The 15,315-nt window shown below is 64.8% G+C and carries 12 protein-coding genes and 1 tRNA gene; 5 read left to right on the top strand and 8 right to left on the bottom strand.

All coding sequences use genetic code 11. From position 1 onward, the window contains the following. The first annotated feature begins 82 nt into the window (after nucleotides 1-82). From E2L06_RS01600 to E2L06_RS01590, 3 genes are all read left to right on the top strand, one after another. Nucleotides 83-1,033: an oxidoreductase gene (locus tag E2L06_RS01600; protein WP_138777976.1), complete on the top strand. Its 951-nt coding sequence runs from the start codon at nucleotides 83-85 to the stop codon at nucleotides 1,031-1,033. A gap of 64 nt (nucleotides 1,034-1,097) precedes the next feature. Then, the gene (locus E2L06_RS01595) at nucleotides 1,098-1,436 is read left to right on the top strand and encodes a ferredoxin (protein ID WP_138777974.1); all 339 of its coding nucleotides are present in this window, start codon (nucleotides 1,098-1,100) and stop codon (nucleotides 1,434-1,436) included. A 66-nt stretch (nucleotides 1,437-1,502) separates the two neighbouring features. After that, a tRNA-Leu gene (locus E2L06_RS01590) sits at nucleotides 1,503-1,586 on the top strand. Between the two features lie 255 nt (nucleotides 1,587-1,841). Here the strand turns inward: E2L06_RS01590 and E2L06_RS01585 are convergent. The 3 genes from E2L06_RS01585 to E2L06_RS01575 form a co-directional block, all read right to left on the bottom strand. Continuing rightward, nucleotides 1,842-2,999: an MFS transporter gene (locus tag E2L06_RS01585; protein WP_138777972.1), complete on the bottom strand. Its 1,158-nt coding sequence runs from the start codon at nucleotides 2,997-2,999 to the stop codon at nucleotides 1,842-1,844. A gap of 123 nt (nucleotides 3,000-3,122) precedes the next feature. Further along, nucleotides 3,123-4,595 (bottom strand): aldehyde dehydrogenase family protein, encoded by a 1,473-nt coding sequence (locus tag E2L06_RS01580; RefSeq protein ID WP_138777970.1) that lies wholly within the window; start codon nucleotides 4,593-4,595, stop codon nucleotides 3,123-3,125. Between the two features lie 94 nt (nucleotides 4,596-4,689). After that, a complete protein-coding gene (locus E2L06_RS01575) occupies nucleotides 4,690-5,343 on the bottom strand; it encodes a DUF5806 family protein (protein ID WP_138777968.1) in 654 nt (217 codons plus the stop codon). A gap of 184 nt (nucleotides 5,344-5,527) precedes the next feature. Between E2L06_RS01575 and E2L06_RS01570 the strand changes: the two genes are divergently transcribed. Next, a complete protein-coding gene (locus tag E2L06_RS01570) occupies nucleotides 5,528-6,709 on the top strand; it encodes a thiolase family protein (protein WP_138777967.1) in 1,182 nt (393 codons plus the stop codon). A gap of 54 nt (nucleotides 6,710-6,763) precedes the next feature. Beyond that, nucleotides 6,764-7,099 carry a hypothetical protein gene (locus E2L06_RS01565; protein ID WP_138777965.1) on the top strand — a complete coding sequence of 112 codons (336 nt, stop codon included), beginning with the start codon at nucleotides 6,764-6,766 and terminating at the stop codon, nucleotides 7,097-7,099. 33 nt (nucleotides 7,100-7,132) lie between these two features. Here E2L06_RS01565 and E2L06_RS01560 read toward each other — a convergent pair whose 3' ends face one another. From E2L06_RS01560 to E2L06_RS01540, 5 genes are all read right to left on the bottom strand, one after another. Continuing rightward, nucleotides 7,133-8,818 carry an aldehyde ferredoxin oxidoreductase family protein gene (locus E2L06_RS01560; protein ID WP_138777963.1) on the bottom strand — a complete coding sequence of 562 codons (1,686 nt, stop codon included), beginning with the start codon at nucleotides 8,816-8,818 and terminating at the stop codon, nucleotides 7,133-7,135. Nucleotides 8,819-8,897: 79 nt separating this feature from the next. Continuing rightward, a complete protein-coding gene (locus E2L06_RS01555; protein ID WP_138777961.1) occupies nucleotides 8,898-10,781 on the bottom strand; it encodes a cation:proton antiporter in 1,884 nt (627 codons plus the stop codon). A gap of 171 nt (nucleotides 10,782-10,952) precedes the next feature. After that, the gene (locus tag E2L06_RS01550; protein WP_138777959.1) at nucleotides 10,953-12,932 is read right to left on the bottom strand and encodes a long-chain fatty acid--CoA ligase; all 1,980 of its coding nucleotides are present in this window, start codon (nucleotides 12,930-12,932) and stop codon (nucleotides 10,953-10,955) included. Between the two features lie 137 nt (nucleotides 12,933-13,069). After that, entirely contained in the window at nucleotides 13,070-13,990 is a 921-nt protein-coding gene (locus tag E2L06_RS01545; protein WP_138777957.1) for an MBL fold metallo-hydrolase, read from the bottom strand. A 180-nt stretch (nucleotides 13,991-14,170) separates the two neighbouring features. Continuing rightward, nucleotides 14,171-15,085: a cation diffusion facilitator family transporter gene (locus E2L06_RS01540; protein WP_138777955.1), complete on the bottom strand. Its 915-nt coding sequence runs from the start codon at nucleotides 15,083-15,085 to the stop codon at nucleotides 14,171-14,173. Between the last annotated feature and the right edge of the window lie 230 nt (nucleotides 15,086-15,315).

Raw genomic sequence — 15,315 nt, 5'->3', positions numbered from 1 at the left:
GAACCGTTCAACCCGTCGAAGCCGCGCGCACCGAGGGGATAGTCGGCACACGTCTTTAGGTCCGCGGTAGCATACCGCGCGTATGGACTGGACAGCCGACGACATTTCCGATCAGGAGGGGCGCCGAATCGTCGTCACGGGCGCGAACAGCGGCATCGGCCTCGAGGCAACCCGGGAACTCGCACGCAACGGTGCGACGGTGATTATGGCCTGCCGAAGCGTCGACCGCGGCGAGGAGGCGGCGAACGATATTTGTGCTGATATCCCCGACGCCGACCTGCGTGTCGAGGCGTGCGATCTGGGCAGCCTCGAGTCGATCCACGCCTTTGCCGACCGACTCGGCGACACGGACCTCGACGTCCTGATCAACAACGCTGGCGTCATGGCGATCCCGCGTTCGGAGACCGCGGACGGCTTCGAGGCCCAGTTCGGCGTCAACCACCTCGGCCATTTCGCGCTTACTGGGCTGCTGCTCGAGAACTTCCACCCCCACGACGCGTCCGAGTCGCGGATCGTCACCGTCTCGAGCGGCGTTCACGAGCGCGGCGAGATCGATTTCGGCGATCTCCAGCACGAGCAGTCCTACGACCCGTGGGACGCCTACGCCCAGTCGAAACTGGCGAACGTGTTGTTCGCGTACGAACTCGAGCGCCGGCTGCTGACGGCGGCTGCGACCGCCAAGAGCATCGCCGTCCATCCGGGCTATGCGAACACGCAGTTGCAGTTTCGGGGCCCCGAGCAGCGTGGCAGCCGCCTCTGGAAGACCGCGATGTGGATGATGAACACGGTCCTGGCCCAGCCGGCCGCGATGGGCGCGCTCCCGACGCTGTACGCCGCGACCGCGCCCGAGGCCGAGGGTGGCGCGTACTACGGCCCCGGCGGCGTCATGAACATGCGCGGCACGCCTGAACGCCAGGCCTCCTCGGATCGCTCCTACGACGAAGGGACGGCGCGTCGGCTGTGGGCCGTCTCGAGCGACCTGACTGGCGTCACCTACGACCTGCCGGAACCGAAAGCCGAGGTGTCGGCGTAGGGCCGCGCCCGCTCCGCTCGCACCAACCGTAACGCGAAAGACGGCTCGGTCGAAGTATGACACAATGAGCGACGACGGCATTCAACGCGCCAGCGACGTCGGCTCGAGCGACGCACCGCCGGTCGAAGAGAAGCCATACAAGATCATCTTCGAGGCCAACAAGTGCTTCGGCGCGGGCAAGTGTGCCGAAGTCAGCGACAACTGGGAGATGTCCATCGCCTCCGGCATGGCTCAACCGGCGGAATACTTTATCGGCGAGGAGGATCTCGAGCACAACGTCCGTGCCGCGGAGGTCTGTCCAGCGAAGAAAGACGACGGCTGTATCCACGTCGTCGACCGCCGCACCGACGAGGAGATCGCACCCGATCCTCACGGCGACGGCACGCTGAGCGTCGACTGGTGAGTCTCGGCTCGAGCGCACACCGAAACGCACATCCCCACCCCGGGACAACGACTGACTGCCTTCTGTGCGAGGGTAGCCAAGCAGGCCAACGGCGGTGGGCTTAAGACCCGCTCCTGTAGAGGTCCCTGGGTTCAAATCCCAGCCCTCGCATGTCGCCGCGAACAGTTCGTGAGCGGCGACTGCGGTAGTTGGAATTTGAATCAGACCGAGGTTCTGCGAACGACGTGAGCAGGTTCTCGAGCGTGGTTCACATCCCTCCCTTGCAACGTATTTCGAGGAGTCCTCGAGCGACAGCGATCGAACCGTTGCCGATGAGCGACCGATATTGGCCCCGGCTGTCGCTGCAGCTGTATCGCGTTTGCCATCGATCTGCGACCCGATCCTGAAACGGATGGTTGAGAGCCCTCAACTCGGGAGGCGGCCGGCCCGCTCGAGCACAGCGAGGACGACGATCGTGGCACCGAGGCAAAGCGCGGCGGTGGCAAACACCGAGTCGTAGGCGTAGCCGCGCTCGAGGAACAGGCCGACGACCCACGACCCGACCGACTGTGTGAGCATCCAGACGGAGCTGAACACGGCGTAGGCGCTGCCACGCGTCGAATCGGGGAGCGTATCGAGGAGGTACGTGTCCGCGGCCGGAAACAGCGCGTGGACGACGAACCCGAGAAGGGCGGTGAGCACGACCAGCGCGAACAGGCCCTCGACGAGCGTCAGCGCGGCCAGACACGCGGCGAACGTCCCGACGATGCCGAGCAGATACGGGACGTGCGGGAACCGGTCGGCCAGATCCCCGCCGACGTAAAACGCCGGCACACCGGCGGCGAAGACGAGCGTGAGCATCGTTCCCGCGGTCCGGTCGGAGAGCCCCTTCGATTGCATGTAGAGTTCGTAGAAGTTGAACACGCCTTGCCAGACGAACACGGCCGCACCGACGAGTGCCAGCGCGGTGACGATGATACGCCACTCCGAGAGTGCGCCGGCGACGAACTTCCGATCCGCACGCCCTGCCGTCGGCATCTCGGTTCCTTTCGCAGCGAGCCAGGTGTAGGCCGTCCCGAGCGCCGCGCCAGCGGCGATCACCCACAGCGCGAGCCGCCAGTCGATGAGCAACGAGAGCGCGACGAACGGCGCGGCGATCACCGCGGCGAGCTGGCTGGCCGCCCCGTGGATGCCCATGACGCGGCCGACGCGGGACGGATAGAGTTCGCTCAGGAGTGGGTTCGCCGAGACGAAGTAGATGCCGGAGGCGACGCCCATGAGAAAGGCGCCGGCCATGAGATGCGGAACCGTCGTCGCGGTCGCGGCGAACGCCGAGGAGGCTGCGAGTACGATACCAGAAGCGACGACGACGCGGTGTCTCGGGACCTTCGTGAGCACCCACCCGGTCGGGAGTCGAAGGGACGCGCTCCCGACCCACACCAGCGTCGCGATGAGCCCGGCGGTCGCCTCGCCGATCGCGAACTCGGCGATGAACACGTCCAGCAGCGGCGCAAAAACGATCCGGGCGAGATTGAGCAGAAAGACGAGGCCACAGAGAGACCCGAAGAGGCGAGCGCGGGACACGTACGGTATTGCTGGCAGCGGCTATCAAACGTTGCGAAACCGGCGAGCCGTCGCGAACGGAATCAGCGAGCCGCTGGGACGCGTCGGCGATAATCGACCCGTGTCGTCGCCCGGCTTTCGACCTCAGAACGGGTACTCGCGCGGCTCGTGTTGAACCGAGCGCCACTTGGTCGTCGTCACTTCCTCGAGGATCTGCTCGCCGTTGTACCGACCGATGCCGGACTGTTTCATCCCGCCGAAGGGGACGTGGGGCTCGTCGTTAACCGGCTGGTCGTTGATGTGAATCATTCCCGTGTCGATCCCATCGGCGATCCGTCGGGCCTGCTCGAGATCTTCGCTGTGAACGGACCCCGAGAGCCCGTGGATCGTGTCGTTAGCGAGGGCGATCGCCTCGTCGACGCTCGAGAAAGGGATCACCGGCGCGACGGGGCCGAAGTGTTCGTTACAGGCCGCGGCCATGTCGTTGTCGACGTTCGAGAGAACGGTCGGGTCGACGACGAGACCGTCGTGCTCACCGCCGGTCTCGACGGTCGCACCGTCGTCGACCGACCCCTCGACGTACTCGAGGATCTGGTCACGCTGGCCCTCGTCGATGATGGGGCCGACGATCGTCTCCTCGTCTCGCGGGTCGCCGGTCGGCAGCGAGGCAGCCCGGTCGGCGAGCGCGTCGACGTAGTCGTCGTAGACGTCCTCGTGGACGAGGTGACGGTTGATCGAGATGCAGATCTGGCCCTGATGGAGGAAGGAACCGAAAACGCCGCCGTCGACGGCCCGCTCGAGGTCGGCATCGTCGGTGACGACGTGGACATTGTTCCCGCCGAGCTCGAGGGCCGGCAGCGCGCAGGTGCTGGCAGCCTGCTCGGCGACGCGCTGGCCGACCTCGGTCGAGCCGGTGAAGGCGATGACGCGGGGAATCTCGTGGCCGGCAACCGCATCGCCGATCTCGGAGCCGCGGCCGGGGACGACGTTGATGAGCCCCTCCGGAACGCCGGCTGCCTCGAAGATCCGTGCGAGGAGCAGCCCGCCCGTGATCGGCGTGTTCGAGGCCGGCTTGAGGACGACCGCGTTGCCGGCGGCGATCGCCGGTGCGACCGCTCGCATCGAGAGGTGCAACGGGAAGTTCCACGGCGAGATGACGCCGACGACGCCGACGGGCACCCGCTCAGCGACGTTCTCCTTGCCCGGCGTGATCGACTCCATGTGCTGGCCGTCCATTCGGAACGGGTAGCTCGCCGCCTGCTGCATGATGCCGCGGGCGGTCCCGAGTTCGATCTCGCACTTGACCTGCGTGCTGCCGGACTCGACGGCCAGCAACTCGGCGATCTCCGCGCGGTGATCGCCGACGAACTCGAGGGCGGCGGTGATCGCGCCCGCTCGAGCCTGCGGGGGCTGGGCGGACCACTGTTCCTGTGCCTCGGCTGCGGCCTCGTAGGCCGCGTCGACGTCATCCTCGATGCCCGCCGGGACGGTCGCGATTGCCTCACGTGTGTATGGATTCTCGTCGGCGAGCACGTCCCGGTCGCCGACGTCGGTCCACTCGCCGGCCAGATACAGTGACTCCCAGCCGTCGTCGGGTGTTAGGGGAAGATCGGTCATGCGGGCGGGCTATCGCTCGAGCGAGCAAAAAGAGCAGACGCGCACCTGCAACGAGCAGTGGCCCGCCGGCGGTTCGAACGGCGCCAGCGTGGCGCTACTCGTCGGTCTCGGCGATGTCCTCCGCTCTGAGCTCCGCGCTGGCTTCGCGTACCTCGCGCATGACACTCGAGATGCGCTCTTCGGCCTCGAGTTCGTCCTCGACCGAGAGGTCGACGCCCTCGACCTCGAGCAGGAACTTGGCGACCTCGGTGGCCTCGTACATCACGTCATCGAGTTCCTCGGCGGTGAAGAAATCACACATCGCGCCGTAGAGAAACGTTGCGCCGGCCATCCGGACCTTCTCCTCGAAGGACGCGCGGGCCTGGTTGACCGCCTGCGGGGTGTAGGTGTCGGTCATGAAGGGGACGAGGTCGGGCAGGTTCTCGCCGATCTTGGTCATCTCGACGCCGGTTTCAGTTCGAAAGTCAGAACAGAGGCGGGCAATGGCCCACTCGCGAGCGGTGATGTAGGTCCGCTCACGCAGGAAGTCGTTGACCCGGTCGTATTGGGCGCCGTCCATCTTCTTGAAGCGGGCGTACTTCTGGACGTCTTCAGGTGGTTCATCCGCCGTCGGTTCGGGGTCCGGAACACCCGGCATCGATGCCTCGTCGGTTGCCTCGGGGCCGTCCGTGTCGACGGTGTCTGCGTCGTCGGCTCCCGACTCCGTGTCGCCATCGACTCGAGGGGCGTTCGCTCCGTCCTCGTCCATGTCCGCGTATTACCAATAACTCGAGATAAGGGTTGTTCTCGAGCGAGTCCGCTCATCGGACGGCAGCGATCCGCGACCGATCGCGGTAGAAATCGACCCATCGGGGGGTTCACTGGCCGTAAACGGCTCGCGTATGAACTCGAGTTCGACCGGATTTAAGGCCATGTACGGCATTTGGTAGGACATGACACAGACGCCAGTCGTCGTGAAGGCAGTCCGGACGCCACAGGGGAAAGAGGACGGCGTGTTCGCGGATGTCCGCAGCGAAGACCTCTCAGTCCCGCTGATCGACGAGATCCTCGCGGAAACGGGCCTCTCGAGCGACGAGATCGACGATCTGATGTGGGGGTGTGCCCAGCAACGCGGCGAGCAGGGGAACAACGTCGCCCGCGTCATCGCCTTGCTCTCGGAACTGGGCGAAGGCGTTCCGGCAGCGACGATTAACCGATGGTGTGCCTCCTCGATGCAGGCGATCATCTCTGCATCCGACGCCATCGCGGCCGGCAACCGCGACGCCGTCATCGCCGGCGGCGTCGAGAACATGAGCCGCGTCCCGATGGGCGAGAACATGGGCAGTGTCCACCCACGGCTGGCCGAACTCTACAACGTCGGCGAACTCCAGATGGGAATGACCGCCGAAAAGGTCGCCGAGGAGTACGACATCAGCCGTGAGCAACAGGACGAGTACGCCGCCCGCAGCCAGCAGCGCGCGGTCGACGCCACCGAATCGGGCCGCTTCGACGACGAGCTCGTCCCGATCGACACCAGCGTTGCGTCAGAGACGCAACGAGCAGACGGCGAAGCCGTCGATGACGACGGCACCGTCACCGAAGACGAGGGGCTCCGGCCCGGCACCACCCCCCAGAAACTCGCCGAGCTACCGACCGTTTTCAAATCCGATGGCATGGTTACCCCCGGTAATGCCTCCCAGATCTCCGACGGCGCGGCCGCCCTGCTCGTCACGAGCGAGGCGTTCGCCGACGAGCACGACCTCGAGATCATGGCCGAGGTCGGCATGAACAACGTCGCCGGCGTCGACCCCACCGTGATGGGGATCGGCCCGGTTCCGGCGACGCGGGGCCTGCTCGAGCGCAACGGTCGCGATATCGACGACTACGACCTCGTGGAACTCAACGAGGCCTTCGCCAGCCAGGCGCTGTACTCGCGTGACGAACTGGGTATCGACCCCGAAATCTTCAACGTCAACGGCGGCGCGATCGCGATCGGCCACCCGCTGGGGGCCTCGGGTGCCCGCCTGCCCGTCACGCTGATCAACGAACTCCGGAAACGTGGCGGCGGTCTCGGGTTGGCGACGCTGTGTGTTGGCTTCGGACAAGGGGCTGCGATCGAGTTCGAGGTCAACTGAGATGCGCGATCGGGCAACCGGCGATTTAGGTAGCTCGAGCGCGTCAGCACGTGTATGCAACGGCTGTTGCTGGCGATACTCGTGGGGATTCCGCTCGTCTGGCATCTGGGCCTGACCGCCGTCACCTACTACGACGCCGGGCGAGTTGGCCTCGAGCCACCGAAAAAGTGGGCTGCACTGACGTTTTTCGTTCCGGTGATCGGCTTTTTCATCTACCTCTTCGAGCGCAGCGAGCTGTCCTACGACCCCGAAACGGATCCCTATCGGGGAAACAACGTCAACATCCACCCCTCGCGGGCCGACGACACCTCGCTGCCGTCCCGCGGCGACAAGCGGCTCACGGCAGACGACCTCGAGGACGACAGCGACAACGCTGGGCGTGGGAAGTGACAGAACGCAACGACTCGCGTCGGGTCGCTGAGATCAGTCGTCGGCGACGATGTCTGTACTCCCCTCGAGTGCCGCGTCGGGGACCGTCCCGTCGTCGTTCCAGCCGCGTTCGTCGTAGTACTCCTCGAGGCCCTGCTCGAAGTCGGGAATCTCGTAGGGCACCGCGTCGTCCTCGCGGTCGAAGCCGCGCTGGTTGTTGAAGTGGCGTTCGAGCGAGACGATCTCACCTCCGATCGCGAGCAACTCCTCGTAGTCGGCGTCGAGCAAGGTCTCGAAGCGGTCTTCGGTGATGAAGTCCCGCGAGAACTTACAGAGGACGGCGCTGTCTTTGATCACGTTGATGTTCTCCAGTTCGACGACTTTCGGCGGTTTGCCCTCGAGCCCGGCCTTGTCGAAGGCATCGTCGGCGTCGACCAGCGGGTACTCGTAGGGGTAGAACTCGGCGTACATGTGGTCGGCACCGCGATTCGAGGTGGCGAAGGCCAGCCCCTGGCCGTTTAGGGTGCGGCCGTCGTGGGCCGGGAACTCCATGCCTTTGGCAGTCCAGTTTTCGACGCCCAGATCGTCGTGGATACGATCGATTCCCTCCGCGAGCTGGTCGCCGACGCCCTCGCGGTAGGCGATTTGCTTGACGAGATCGTGGATCAATTCAGCGTTGCCGAACTCGTCTTCACTCGCGAGGTAGGCGGCGACGGTGTCGCCCGCGGAGATCGTGTCGAGTCCGAGTTCGTCACACAGCTTGTTCGATTGCATTACGTCGACGATGTCGTCGATGCCGGAGTTGGGGCCGAAGGCCATTAGCGTCTCGTACTCGGGGCCTTCGGTCTCGAGGCCGGATTCCTCATCGCGGGTCGGCAGTTTGCAGGCAAAGGCACACGACGAGCAGGTGCCTTTTTTGTACTTCTTTTCCTCGACGCGGTCGCCATTGACGCCCTCGATCCCCTCGAAAGAGAGTTCCGAGAAGTACCGGGTCGGCAGCGCCTCGACCATGTTCGCGTACTCCGTGACCGACGTGGTCCCCTGATCGCGCATCGGGCTATCGGAGTTGGCGGCCTCGCCGTGGATCTCCATCTGCAGCGGCGGGAGCTCGACCTCGCGAGTCGAGTCACCGTCAAAGGTAATCGCCTTGACGTTTTTCGCGCCCAGCACCGCGCCGAGCCCGCCGCGGCCGAAGGCGCGCTCCTCGGAGGTCATGATCGAGGCGAACCGGACCTCGTTCTCGCCGGCTGGCCCGATGACGACGGTGTGCTCCGAGCCGAGGCCGTGTTCGTCTTCGATGTGCTCGCAGGTCTCGGGAACGGTCGCCTCCGCGAGTTCGGGAACGGCCTCGAAGTCGACACCGTCATCCGTGACGTGGACGATCACGAGGTCGTCGCTCGCACCGGAGACTTCAACGGCGCTGTAGCCCGTCCCGGTGAAGTTCCGCGAGAGGAACCCGCCGGCGTTCGACGACAACAGACCATCGGTCAACGGCGAAACGCCGGTCGCCGACATCCGTCCAGTGAAGCTCATCGTCGAGTGCTGGAGCGGTCCCGTCGCGAAGTACAGCCGGTTGTCGGCCCCCAGCGGATCGGCATCGAACGGGATCCGGTCGTGGGCGAGTCGCGTCCCGAGTGCCCGGCCACCGATCGAGGACTCGAGGACATCGTCGATCGGGACGGACTCAGCCGTGCGTTCGCCCACGTCGATCGAACAGAGTGGTCCCCGTGCGTATTTCATACTACCACACTGATGGACACGGCCGCAAAACGGTGTCGGTTATGTAGGTCGGCAATCCGACGGTTACCCTCGAGGATGCTTAGACCGGTTTGCCGCACTGCTCGATGGCATCGCGGACCGCGTCGGTCCGGCCGATGAGCGTGATGTGATCGCCCTTCTGTAGTTCGACATCGGCTGATGGAACCTCGTTGGTCCCGTTCCGACTCACGAGCGCGATGAGGACGCCACTGGGGAGTTGGTCCCCGACATCGACGACTCGTTTGCCGACGAGGGTCTCGTCGGTGACTTCGATCTCCTGGACGTCACCCGACCGGCCGAGCTCGGACATCCAGTTCGAGAGTGCAGGACGTTCGATCACGTTGTCGATCGCCCACGCAGTCGATTCGGCTGCCGAAATCGTCTCGACGCCGAGGTCCTCGAACGCGGCAGCGTTCGACGGATTGTTCGCTCGAGCGATGACTGTCTGGACGTCGAACTTCGACTTTGCGAGCTGTGCTACGAGGAGGTTGACGTCGTCGTCACCGGTCGCCGCGACGACGGTGCGGGCGTTCTCTGCACCCGCGCTCCGCAACACATCGACGTCGGTTCCATCGCCCTCGCGGGCGGTAAACCCGTCGTTGCGAAGGTCTTTCAGCGCCGACCGATCGTCTTCGATCAAGACTACGTTTTCACCGCGCGCTTCGAGCCGTTCTGCCAGCGAGCGACCGACGCGGCCGCCGCCGATGATGAGTACACGCATTGGTATCACGTCGAGTTTCTCCGCGATCTGTCGGGCGAAGCCACCCTCGAGGACGACCGTGACGAGGATGACGAGAAAGACCGTGCCGACGAGCAGATCCGCGCCCGCCGGGTTCGTCGGTGGCTCGGCAGTCTGCAGCCGGATCGCAAACAGCGTCGCGACCGAGGCTGGAATAATCCCCCGCGGCCCGACGACGCTCATAAACAGCGTCTCACGGATCGTAAACCGGTCGCCTCGCGTCGACAGGAAGACCAAAAGCGGCCGCAGGACGAACATCACGGCGACGACGACGGCCACGCCGCCGAGTCCGAGCGCAAACAGCTGTTCGAACTCGAGTAACGCCGCGAGCGTAATGAAGACAAACGAGAGGACGAGCAAGGTGATGTCACCTTTGAACGCCTCGATGTCCTCCTCGTAGGGCAGGTTGGCGTTGCCGAGCATGAGCCCGGCCGTCGCCGCGGCCGCAACGCCCGCCTCGGAGAAGACGTAATCGGCAGCGCCGAAGGCGACGATCGCACCCGCAAGCGTGAGCAGGCGGGCGTTCTGTGGCGCGTTATCGGGCGAGAGGTCGACGTACTGCAGCAGTGCCCAGACGATCGTCGCGACGATGACACCGACGAGCAGGCCCGTCCCCAGCCGTTCGGCGAACAGCTGGAGGTAGATGTCGGGGGTCAGCTCCCGGACGGTCATCGCTTTGAACAGCACGACAGCCAGGATCGCCGCCGTCACGTCGTTGACGATCCCCTCCGTCTCGAGGGTCGCTGCGACCCGATCGCGGACGGGGACGACTTTCAGGATCGGCGTGATGACCGTCGGCCCGGTGGCGACCAAGAGCGCGCCGATCAACAGCGCGATGTCCCACTGTGCCTCGAGAAACACGCGAACCGCGATGGCGGTCCCGGCCAGTGCGATCCCCGCGCCGACTGTCGTCAATCGCAAGACGGCAGCCGGTGCCTTCCTGATCTTGTCGATCTTGAGGTGGAACGCACCCTCGAAGACGATGATCGCGACGCTCAGTCCGACGATCGTCGAGAGCCCGCTGCCCCCGCCGAACGACTCGACCGACAGAACGCCGAGTCCTTCCGGGCCGATGGCGACGCCAGCGACGATGAGAAAGAGGACACTCGGAACCCGAAACTTCGCCGAGAGAAGCTGTGAAACGACGCCAAGTCCGACGATCACAGCGACGAGAACGAGCAGGTTACCGCCACCAGCCGCACTCATGGCTGCAACTGCCGGGCCACAGCCAGTCGAGAGACCGATACGTCAGCGCTATCCATTCGTTTCAATGGAGACACTCGAATAGGATAACTCCTGTGAGACACGGCAAGACACAAACACGGCGAAACGGTCGCCGAACGCCGGACGATACCCCAGTCGCGCGGTGGCAGCCGATCACGCGCTCGCGTACATTCGGTCGATTCGGTCCTCGAACCGGTCTACGATGACCCGACGTTTCTTTTTCATCGTCGGGGTAAGCATGTCGTTTTCCTCGGTGAACTCCCGGGGGACGAGTTCGAACTGCTTGATCGTCTCGTGTGCCTGAAAATCCTCGTTGATCCGGTCGACCTCCCGTTGGACGTACGCGCGGACACGCTCGTCGTCACACATCGCCTGCGAGCTTGCCGGGAGCTCAATACCGTCTTCGTCGGCCCACGACCGGATATGTTCCTCGTTCGGAACCAGCAACGCCCCGACGAACTTCTCACCGTCGCCGACGACCATCGCCTGATCGACAACCTCACTGGCAGCAAACGCATCCTCGAGCGGCCCGGGGGCGACGTTTTTTCCCGTCGAGAGGACGATGAGCTGTTTGAGTCGATCGCGAAACTCGAGGTAGCCGTCGGGACGGATGTGGATGATGTCGCCGGTCCGGAACCATCGACCCGTCGACGCGTCGGCTGGCCCCCCGGGAGCGTCGTCGGTAAACGCACGCCGTGTCGCGGCAGGATCGTTCCAGTAGCCCTGCGTGACGTTCGGCCCGCGCACGAGGAGTTCGCCGACTGCGCCGGGATCGTCCGTGAAGGCTGCCTGATCGACGACAGTCTCGTCGACTGTCACTTCGACGTTCGACAGCGGTAGGCCGATCGTTCCGATCTTTACGGCGTCCGGTGGGTTCGTCGAGACGACCGGCGCGGTCTCGGTCAATCCGTAGCCCTCGTAGATCGGCAGCCCCATCGCGTGATAGAGCCGGCAGAGTTCCGCCGAGAGGCTGCCGCCGCCGCTGATCAGCAACTCGAGGTTGCCACCGAGTGCGTCCCGAACCGACGAGAAGACCAGCCGATCGGCGATCGCTCGTTGGGCACGCAACACGGGCCCCGGCGAGTCGGCCTGCTGGTACGCGATTCCGACGTCGGTCGCCCACTCGAACAGGCGCGCTGTGACGCTCGAGGTCTGTGCCTCCTCGCGAATGGTATCGTAGATCGTCTCGTAGACGCGGGGGACGCTCGTCGCCGTCGTCGGCTCGACGGCACCGAAATCTTCCTTGAGCGTGTCCGGACTCTCCGCGTAGACGACGCAGGCACCGGTCGCGAACATGACGAAGTGGCCGGCGGTCCGCTCGAAGACGTGTGCCAGCGGCAGATACGACACCGCCACCGACTCCGCGTCGAGCGTGGGGACGTCGTCGGCCCTGTCCGGTCGTGGGCCGAAGCGTTTCCGAACCCCATTGACGTTCGCCCGAAAGTTCCCGTGGGTGAGCTGGACGCCTTTGGGCTGGCCCGTCGTCCCGCTCGTATAGATCAGACTCGCCAGGTCGTCGAGGTCTGTCTCCGCAAGGCGAGTCTCGTAGGCCTCGCGGTCGAAGGCCGCCTCGCCGCGATCGTAGACCTCACCGAGGGTCAGGATGTCGTCGCGGTCGTCGTAGCCCTCGAGGTCGTCGATCGAGACGAGAAACTCGAGGTCGAGGTCGTCTTCGACAGCGAGGACCCGCTCGAGCAGGGTTTGGTTCTCGACGACGACGCCGTCGGCGTCGGGATCGTCGAGGAGGTAGTGAACCTGCTCTGGCGAGGACCCCGTGTAGACGGTCGTCACGACCGCGCCGGCCGACAGCAGAGCGAAGTCCGACTGGGCCCACTCCATGCGCGTCGCCGAGAAGATGGCGACCCGGTCGCCGCGCTCGACCCCGAGCGTGCGAAAGCCAGCCGAAAGCCGGCGGACGATCGTGCGCAGCTCGGCGTACGAGAGCGGGCGGAACTCGCCGGGTGTCGCAGCGGACAACGCGGCCCCGGTCAGCGATCGGTCGTAGACGCCGCCTTTGTACTGCTGTGCTGGCCGGTTCGCGTTGCGCGCGGCAGCGTCTTCGAACAGCCGCCCGAGCGGGGTGTCTCCGATGACCGCGTCTACGTACTCTCGTTCGGCGTCCCGCCAGCTCATACTGCGTGAGAATATCACCCACGGAAATAAAACGTGATGAAACCGTCGGCCGGTGGCGGCGCGTTTATTCACCGCTCGACAGGAATCGCTTCGACGGCGTCACTCGAGACGGTGCCATCCACCCACTGCGGCGACGATCACTCCCGATGCTCGAGATAACCCAGGACACCGCGGGTGTTCAGCTTCGCCTCCTCGCTGGCTTTCTCCTCGCCCCAGACGTCGGCCATGTCGGTCGTCGTGGCGAAATGCTCGATGACTGCCTCGTCGTCCTCGAGTCCGTCTCGTTTCTGTGCGACCGCGTCGACCCACTCCTCGAGGACGATGGCGTACTCCTCGAGGGCCGTCTCGAGGTCGTCGCCGACGAATCGGGGGCCAAAATGAGGATAGCAGAACACGTCCGGATCGAGCGCCTCGAGTGTCTCGAGGTCGGCAAGACACTGCTCGAAGTCGAAGTTCGAAGGTGGCGATGTCACCCGGATCTCCTCGAGTTTTGGCACCCAGATCCCGGCGGCGTCGGCGACGAAGACCGCGTTGTTTTGGGGATCTTCGAAGACTACCTGGTGTGGCGCGTGGCCCGGTGCCGCGTGAACGCGCAGTTCGTGGGTGCCGAGGTCGATGACGTCGCCGTCTTCGATTTCGACGATCCGCTCGTCCGGAATGGGTTCGGGTTCGACGTAGTATTGCCACTGCTCGCCGACAGCTGCTTTCGTTCCCGCGACCAGCCGCGAGGGATCGGCCATGTGGTCGGTCCCGATCGGGTGGACGTAGACGTCGGCATTCGGATAGTCCCGGGCGAGAAAGCCCGCGCCGCCGGCGTGGTCGAGGTGGATGTGGGTGAGTGCGATGACCTCGAGGTCGTCCTCGTCGATGCCGACCTCGGCCAGTGCCTCAAGGACTAACTCGTAGTTGGTGCCGATGCCGGTGTCGACGACGGCGGGCCGGTCGTCGTCGATAATGTAGACGGCCCCGTACTCGTTCGTGTCGTACATCCCCGTATCGAGATAGTAGAGCTCCGAACAGTCTCCAGTCGTGACCTCGCGGACGTCTCCGACTTCCATACCGGGTAGCCTGTGGTCACGTAGCATAAAAGCTCGCGTCGCGGCTAATCGGCGGTCGGATTTCATACGATAACCATCAGCCAGTGACTGCAACCGGTCTCATACGGTCTACTGTAAATCATTACCGGTGCAACGCAGGGCGGTCGCGGTTGCACCGGTACATCGTTACAGCAAACCGTATCAGTCGTCGTCGATCGAATCCTTCCATTCGCCGATCCCGGAGGGGTCGAGATGAACGTGGGCATCACCGACGTCGTCGATCCCGCGCAGCCGAGTGACCAGCTCCGATTCGACGTCGTGAGCCTCCCGGAAGGGAATGTCGCCGTCGACTTCGGCGTGGACTTCGACCTCGAGGACGGTCCCGTCGTAGAAGACGGTCAGGTCGTGAACTCCCTGGACGGCCGGGTGACACCGCAGGGCATGGGTAATCTCCGCTCGCTTTTCGGGACAGGGGGCAGCACCGATGAGGTACTCGACGTTTTCTTTGCCGATCTCGACGCCCTGATAGACGACCAGCAGACTGACCAGTCCGCCGGCGAGAGGGTCGAGCAGCGGGACACCGACCAGTACGCCGAGCACGCCGACGATCGCGGCGATCGACGTATAGATGTCGTTCAGACAGTCCACCGCGAGCGCGGTGAGCGCGGTCGACTCAAGCCGCTCGTTGATCCGGACGGTGTAGCGGTAGACGAGATACATATCGGCGATCGAGAGGACGAGCGCCGCGAGCAACAGTGGGCTGAATTCGACGTCGGTTCCGGAGACGATCCCCTCGAGCGACCGGTAGAGGAGGTTCAGCCCGAGCAACGCGATGACGGCACCGACGAACAGCGCGGTCAGCGGTTCGATTCGATCGTGCCCGTGTGGGTGCGTCTCGTCGGGTTCGTCGAACGCGCTTCGTCCCCAGACGAGCACGACGACGCTGGCGACGAGATCGGCCACCGAGTGAGCCGCGTCCGCCAGCAAGGCAACGCTGCCAAAGGCATAACCCGCCGCCCCCTCGGCGACGATCTTGGCGACGTTCCCGAGGACGTTGACCCACGACGCTCGCGCGAACCCGCTTCGCCCGCCGTCGGTGGTACCGTCTTCGGCCATAGCTCGGTTTAGAGGCAGTCTAACCTTGGCCTTTTTCGTTCCGGTTTTCGAACTGGTCGGGATCCGCCGGCTGGCTTTCGGAATCCTCATTGAGGGGCAACAAAGAGAGACGAGACAACTGGGCGATGGGGCCCGCCTGACCCAACTGCCGGGCGATACGTGCCGGTTCGTGTCTGGCGTCGCTGCCAGCACGCGCCGAGCGTCGGTCGGCTGACGGTCCCTGCCACACA

The sequence above is a fragment of the Haloterrigena sp. H1 genome (genome assembly GCF_005938085.1).
GTDB lineage: Archaea > Halobacteriota > Halobacteria > Halobacteriales > Natrialbaceae > Natrinema.
This window is presented reverse-complemented; position numbering and strand designations above follow the sequence as displayed.